Below are 6,754 nucleotides of genomic sequence, written 5' to 3'. Positions count from 1 at the left end.
GACTACGTCCCGACCGACCGGCACGTGCTGTTCGGCCACCACTTCGCCGCGATCGCCGGCGCCGGCCCGCTGGTCGGCCCGGTGCTGGCCGCGCAGATGGGGTACCTGCCGGGCACGGTCTGGATCATCGTCGGCGTCATCTTCGCCGGCGCCGTGCAGGACATGGTCGTCCTGTTCTTCTCGATGCGCCGCGACGGCAAGAGCCTCGGGCAGATGGTCCGCGAGGAGATCGGCGTGGTCGGCGGCATCGCCGCCCTGATCGCCGTCTTCGCCATCATGATCATCATCCTGGCCGTGCTGGCGCTGGTCGTGGTCAACTCGCTCGCCGAGTCCCCGTGGGGCGTCTTCTCGATCGGGCTCACCATCCCGATCGCCCTCTTCATGGGCCTCTACCTGCGCGTGCTGCGGCCCGGCCGCGTCATGGAGGTCACCGTCATCGGTGCCGTCGCGCTGATGCTCGCCATCATCGGCGGCGGGTACGTCGAGCAGTGGGGGCTGGCCGACGCGCTCACCCTCTCCAAGGAGCAGCTCACCCTCGCGCTGGTCGTGTACGGCTTCGTCGCCTCGATCCTGCCGGTCTGGCTGCTGCTCACGCCGCGCGACTACCTGTCGACGTTCATGAAGGTCGGCGTCATCGTGCTGCTCGCCGTCGGCCTCGTCGTGGCCGCCCCGACGCTGCAGAACCACGCCGTCACCTCGTTCGCCCTCGACGGCGACGGCCCCGTCTTCGCGGGCAAGCTGTTCCCGTTCGTCTTCATCACCATCGCGTGCGGTGCGCTGTCCGGGTTCCACGCGCTCATCTCGTCGGGCACGACGCCCAAGATGGTCGAGAAGGAGTCGCAGGTGCCGATGATCGGGTACGGCGGCATGCTCATGGAGTCGTTCGTCGCGATCTCCGCGCTGATCGCGGCCAGCGTGATCGACCCCGGTCTCTACTTCGCGATCAACAGTCCGGCGGGCGCCACCGGCCTGGACCCGGCGACGGCATCCGAGTTCGTCGCGAACCTCGGCTTCAGCATCAGTCCCGCCGACCTGCAGGCCGCCGCCGACTCGGTGGAGGAGTCGAGCCTGATCTCCCGTACGGGCGGCGCACCGACCCTGGCGTTCGGCATGTCGCTGGTCTTCACCAAGGCGTTCGGCGGGGGACTGGCCGCGTTCTGGTACCACTTCGCGATCATGTTCGAGGCCCTGTTCATCCTCACCGCCGTCGACGCCGGCACCCGGGTGGGCCGCTTCATGCTGCAGGACAGCATCGGCAACGTCTGGCCCAAGTACGCGGACCTCTCCTGGCGCCCGGCCTCCTGGTCGGCCAGCGCGGTGGTCGTGGGGCTGTGGGGCTACATGCTGTACGTCGGCGTCACCGACCCGCTCGGCGGCATCAACCAGCTCTTCCCGCTCTTCGGCATCGCCAACCAGCTGCTCGCCGCGATCGCGCTGACGCTGTGCGTCACCCTGTTCCTCAAGCACGGCTGGACGAAGTGGGTGTGGGTGCCCGGCATCGGCCTGGTCTGGGACCTGGTGGTCACCATGACCGCCAGCTACCAGAAGGTGTTCTCCGACAACCCTGCGATCGGCTACTTCGCGCAGCGGGCCAAGTACGCCGACGCCCGCGACGCGGGTGAGCTGCTCGCGCCGGCCGCCGACAACGACCAGATGAACCAGATCATCGTCAACTCCACCCTCAACGGCACCCTGCAGGCACTGTTCGCGGTGCTGGTCCTGGTCATCGTCGCCAACGCCCTGCTGATCTGGGTCCGTGCCGTACGCGCCGGCGGGCTGCCCACCACGGAGGTCCCGTGGACGGAGTCGAGGATCGTCGCGCCGGCCGACTTCTTCGCCACCGCGGAGGAGAAGCACGAGATGGCCCACGCCGGGCGCCCGCTCGAGCCGACGGGGAACCGTCCCGACGGCGGTGCGTCGTGAGCCGGCTGCGCGGGGCCGCGGGGGAGGCGGTGCGGGGCGTGCGCTGGTACCTGCGCCAGGTCACCGGGGAGGCCAAGTGGGACGAGTACCTCGCCGCCTGCGCCGCCGACGGCACGACGCCGATGACGCGTCGCGCGTTCGAGCGGCACCGCGACGAGCACCGGGAGGCGTGCGCGCGTACGAGCTGCTGCTGAGGAGTCTGCTGTCAGGACCGCCTCAGAGGACGTGGCCGCCGTTGACGCTGATCCGCTGGCCGGTGATGAACCCACCGGCCTCGGAGACGAGGTGGGCGACGGTGGCGGCCACGTCCTCGGGCCGGCCCATCCGGCCCAGCGGCACCTCGGTCTCGTACGCGGAGGTGTCGATGCCGGCGTGCCGCTCGACGGGGATCCAGCCCGGCTGGACGAGGTTGACGGTGATGCCGTGCGGCCCGAGCTCCTTGGCCCACGTCTTGGTGAGGCCGACCTGGGCGGACTTCGCCGCGACGTACGCCGACATGCCCGCCGGGGCGCGGTCGGCCAGGTCGGAGCCGATCAACACGACCCGTCCGCCGCCGGCGGCGCGCATGCCGGGCAGGGCGGCGCGTACGAGCAGGGTGGGGCTCTTCACGAAGAACTCGAGCTGGTCGAGGTGGTCGCGCCAGGTCAGGTCCTCGACGGCGATCTCGGGGTGCGGGCCGGTCGCGTTGGCGACCACGGCGGTCACGGGGCCGAGGGTGGCGGCGACCTCCTCGAGGAGCGCTGGGACGGCGTCCTCGTCGACCACGTCGGCGCCGAACGCCTCGGCGGTGCCACCGGCGTCGCGGATCCGCTCGACCACGTCGAGCGCGCCGTCGCGCCCGTGGCGGTAGTTGACCGCCACCGCCCACCCGTCGGCGGCCAGACGTACGGCGATCGCGGCGCCCAGGCCGCGTGAGGCGCCGGTGACGAGGGCTGTTCCGGGGGTTGGCATGGGGACAGGCTAGGGGGACGCGGGCGTGGTACGAATCGATCTGCCCCACAGCCCTGCCCACAGTCCTGCCACGGAGGTCCGCTTGCCCCGCAACGCCGAGGAACTGGTCGAGGTGCTCGCCCTCAAGGAGTGCGGCCCGGACCGCTTCGAGGGCGCGCTGCCGCGTCGTACCGAGCTGGTGCGTCTGTACGGCGGCCTGATGTTCGCCCAGGCCTACCTGGCCGCGGCACGGACGACCGACCCGTCGTACGAGGTGCATTCGCTGCACACGACGGTCATCTCGCCGGGTGCGATCGACGTGCCGATGACGTACGCGGTGCGCAACGTCCGCGACGGGCGCTCGTTCGCGACGCGGCTCGTGGAGGGCTGGCAGGACGAGCGGCTGGTGCTGACGGCCACGGTCGAGTTCCACCGGCCCGAGGAGGGGCGCAGCCACCAGGACGCGATGCCGCTGGACGTGCCACCGCCCGATGAGGTCCCGGCGCGCCGGCCCGCCGACCCGGCGAACGACGAGTGGGGCTGCATGGACTTCCGCCGCGCGAGTGGTGGCGCGGGGGCCGAGGAGGAGCGCGACCGGCCGGGCTGGCAGCGGTACTGGTTCCGCGTCAACGGTTCGGTCGGCGACGACCCGCTGCTGCAGACGGCTGCGCTGGTCTACGCCTCCGACATGTCGCTGATGGGTGCCGCGCTGGCTCCGCACGGTCAGCGGGCGGGGGACAGGCGGACCATGATCGCGACCCTCAACCACTCGATGTGGTTCCACCGCCCCCACCGGGTGGAGGAGTGGTGGCTGTACGACCAGCACTCGCCGGCCAGCGCGCACGGGCGGGGGCTGTCGTTCGCGTCGATCTTTGCGGGGGACGGGACGCTGACGACGTCGGTGGCGCAGGAGGCGGTGCTGCGGCCGGCGGAGGGCTGAGGGTAGGTCTAGATGTGATATGTAGCGGCTTCCTGTCAAGAGGCAGGGTGAGGCGCCCGTCCCCGATGGTGGGGGCGGGCGCCTCTGCTTCGTCGACCTGGTCGGTGGTGAGCGTGTCGTTGGCGACGCGCGGTCAGACTGATATGCGCGGGTTGGATACCGCAGGACGGAGTGTTCGGCAGGAGCGGACCGCGTGTCTAGGGTTCGGGCGTCACCCGGCCGGGGCCGGGCTGCTCATAGCTGTATCGCGGGTCGCTCCACGCGCTGCTTCCACCACGCCGGTCGATGAAGCGGCTTGTGGGGCGGTGGTCTACTCCTCGAGCACTGCCAGGGACCAGCACCAGCCAGCCAGCTCGCGGGCGATCGCGACGTTGGCGACCACGTGCCGCTTGCGACGCTCGCGGAAGGTGTTCCACCGAGCATGCAGTCGACGATTGCCGGCGTCACCGCGGGCACGAGCCGCTGGCGACGCGAGCTCCCACCGCTCACGCATGGTCTTGCCCACGACGTAGCGGGCCCGGTGGTGCCAAGCTGCCTCGATGAGCAGCCGACGGACGTGGGTGTTGCCGGTCTTGGTGATCGAGCCCTGCACCCGTGACTGTCCGGATGAGTACTCCGAGGGGACCAGCCCGACGAACGCGCCGATGGTCTTTCCTGTGAACCGGTGCCAGTCGCCGAGCTCGACCGCGAGCGCGAGTGCGGTGAGGTTGCTGACGCCACGCAGGCAGCCCAGCCGCCGCACGATCGGGGTGAACTCGCTGTTCGCCGCCATCACCGCGATCGCTTCGTCGAGCCGATCCCGGCGGGCCTTCACCGTCAGGACCGCGTCGTAGTCGGACTCATAGGTCATCTGCAGCGCCGGCGAACCGAACCGCTGCCGACGCAGCCAGGCGTCGTGGGTGTTGGTCCAGGCCTGTCCGCCGGAGTAGACGATGCCCTGGCGCAACAGAAGCTTGGACAGTCGGTGACGCGCACGCATCAAGTCGCCGCGGGCGTCCTCGCGTGCGCGGACCAGGTCCCGGGCGTGTTCTTGGTCGATGCTCGGGATCGACACCGCGGTGTACTCGTCCAGTCGCAGCAACCGTGCCAAGTGCACCGCGTCCCTAGCGTCGGTCTTGACGCGGTCGCCGCTGGGTCGCTGAAGCTTGCTCGGGGCGACGACCTCGCACCTGATCCCCGCCGCGGTCAGGGACCGGGACAGGCCGAATCCAGTCGGGCCTGCTTCATAAGCCACCGCTACCGGGCCCGGTAGCTCACCGAGCCAGGACCGGATGTGCTCGTGTGACGGGGTCAGTCTGCTCTGGATGAGCTCGCCCGTGACGCCGTCGATCGCTGCTGCAACGACCGATCGTGCGTGCACGTCGAGCCCTACGCTCGTACGCTCGGTAAACACCGGGGCCTCCCACGAATGTCGGATAGGCCGAGCAGGCGGCCCCTGCTCGGTAACCCACGAATCTCCGTGAGTGAGGCCCCGGCCCGCAACCGCCTCAGGACGAGCCGGTCACGTCATACCGTCTAGACCTGCTTGATTCGAACGTGTGTTCGAACAAGAATGAGTGGGTGACCTTCTCGGGGACCTCGACCGCTGCCAGCGGCGCCGTGTGTGACGGCGCCGCGTTCGGTGCTGCCGACTTCTCCGCCTTGCGGTCGCGGCTCTCGGCGTTCCTGGCCGACGGCGGGTGCGCGTTGTTGTCGGATGCGGAGCGGGTGGACGCGATCCGTGCGGCGGAGGAGCTGGCGTGCACGTTGAGCGCGGCGCAGGCGGCGTTGGCGGCGTCGTTGGATGCTTCGGTGCAGGCGGAGCGGGCTGCTCGTGGTGTGGCGCCGGAGCGTCGTGGGCGGGGTGTGGCGGAGCAGGTGGCGCATGCGCGCCGGGAGTCGCCGCACCGGGGCCGGCGGCACCTGGGGTTGGCGCGGGTCGCGCCGGCCGAGCTGCCGTACGCGTGGGCGGCGTGGTGCGCGGGCCGGGTGAGCGAGTGGACGGTCACGCTGCTGGCGCAGGAGACGGCGTGCCTGCCGTTGGAGCACCGGCTGGCGGTCGACGAGCTGGTCGCGGGGGATGCGGATGCGTTCGAGGCGATGTCGCCGTACGAGGTGCGTGGCCGGTGCCGCGCGGAGGCCGAGCGGCTCGACCCGGCGTCGGTGCTGGCACGGCGTCGGTACGCCGAGGGTGAGCGGCACGTGTCGATCCGCCCGGCGCCGGACACGATGACGTGGGTGACCGCTCTGTTGCCGGTCAAGGAGGGTGTCGCGGTGTACGCGACCCTGACCCGGGCTGCGGATGCGGCGCGGTCGGCGGGGGATCCGAGGACGCGGGGTCAGGTGATGGCCGACGCGCTGGTCCAAGGCGTGCTCGCTGCCCCTTCTGAGCCCTCCTCGTCTGATGCCTCCCGGCCGGGCGTCCAGCTGCACCTGCTGATGACCGACACCGCGTTGTTCGGTGGCGCCGATGAGGGCGCCCGGCTGGACGGGTACGGCCCCATCCCGGCGGAGCTGGCGCGCGAGATCGTCTGCGACACGTTGGCCTCGGACGAGTCGGTGTGGGTACGCCGCCTGCTCACGGACCCGGTCACGGGCTCACTGGTGGCGTACGACTCCCGCGCCCGCCGCTTCCCCGCCACACTCGAGCGGCTGATCCGCCTGCGCGACGGGGTGTGCCGTACGCCGTGGTGCAGCGCCCCTGTCCGCCACATCGACCACGCCGAGCCGTACGCCACCGGAGGTGCGACGAGCTTCGCCAACGGCCAGGGACTCTGCGAGGGATGCAACTACGCCAAACAGGCCGACGACTGGCAGACGCGTGTTGGGCCGGACGGTGAGGTGGCCACCACCATGCCCACCGGGCACCGCTACCGCACCAGACCACCCGACCTCGCGACCATCCGGTACGGAGCCCCACCCCTGACGATCGAGTACGTGCTCTCGGGGTAGGGACGGGTGACCCGAAATTCGGGAATTGGA

6 protein-coding genes are annotated in these 6,754 nt (G+C 70.8%); 4 read left to right on the top strand and 2 right to left on the bottom strand.

The genetic code is table 11. The features are described from left to right. Together ACI379_RS14780 and ACI379_RS14775 are read left to right on the top strand one after the other, a co-directional pair. Positions 1 to 1,923: carbon starvation CstA family protein (locus ACI379_RS14780; RefSeq protein WP_439792862.1), on the top strand; the 1,923-nt coding region annotated here is incomplete at its 5' end. Then, positions 1,920 to 2,117 carry a YbdD/YjiX family protein gene (locus tag ACI379_RS14775; protein WP_439792861.1) on the top strand — a complete coding sequence of 66 codons (198 nt, stop codon included), beginning with the start codon at positions 1,920 to 1,922 and terminating at the stop codon, positions 2,115 to 2,117. The genes ACI379_RS14780 and ACI379_RS14775, both read left to right, overlap by 4 nt. A gap of 22 nt (positions 2,118 to 2,139) precedes the next feature. Here the strand turns inward: ACI379_RS14775 and ACI379_RS14770 are convergent, their stop codons facing one another. Then, positions 2,140 to 2,874 carry an SDR family oxidoreductase gene (locus tag ACI379_RS14770; protein WP_439792860.1) on the bottom strand — a complete coding sequence of 245 codons (735 nt, stop codon included), beginning with the start codon at positions 2,872 to 2,874 and terminating at the stop codon, positions 2,140 to 2,142. 82 nt (positions 2,875 to 2,956) lie between these two features. Here ACI379_RS14770 and ACI379_RS14765 point away from each other — a divergent pair, with 82 nt between their 5' ends. Then, complete coding sequence (locus ACI379_RS14765; protein WP_439792859.1) at positions 2,957 to 3,793, top strand: acyl-CoA thioesterase; 837 nt, start codon at positions 2,957 to 2,959, stop codon at positions 3,791 to 3,793. Positions 3,794 to 4,103: 310 nt separating this feature from the next. On the opposite strand, the gene ACI379_RS14760 is transcribed toward ACI379_RS14765, so the two are convergent. Further along, positions 4,104 to 5,153, bottom strand: a complete 1,050-nt coding sequence (locus ACI379_RS14760; RefSeq protein ID WP_439792858.1) for an IS110 family transposase — start codon at positions 5,151 to 5,153, stop codon at positions 4,104 to 4,106. Between the two features lie 200 nt (positions 5,154 to 5,353). Between ACI379_RS14760 and ACI379_RS14755 the strand changes: the two genes are divergently transcribed. Further along, the gene (locus ACI379_RS14755) at positions 5,354 to 6,724 is read left to right on the top strand and encodes a DUF222 domain-containing protein (RefSeq protein WP_439792857.1); all 1,371 of its coding nucleotides are present in this window, start codon (positions 5,354 to 5,356) and stop codon (positions 6,722 to 6,724) included. Positions 6,725 to 6,754: the final 30 nt, after the last annotated feature.

It is taken from the genome of Nocardioides sp. (assembly GCF_051876515.1).
Classification (GTDB): domain Bacteria; phylum Actinomycetota; class Actinomycetes; order Propionibacteriales; family Nocardioidaceae; genus Nocardioides.
Note: the sequence above shows the minus strand (reverse complement) of the source record. Positions and strands in the feature narration are given on the sequence as shown.

What these genes read in the sequence shown, in the direction of transcription:
- ACI379_RS14770 (WP_439792860.1), bottom strand. Translation starts at nt 2,874, where the DNA reads ATGCCAACCCCCGGAACAGCCCTCGTCACCGGCGCCTCACGCGGCCTG.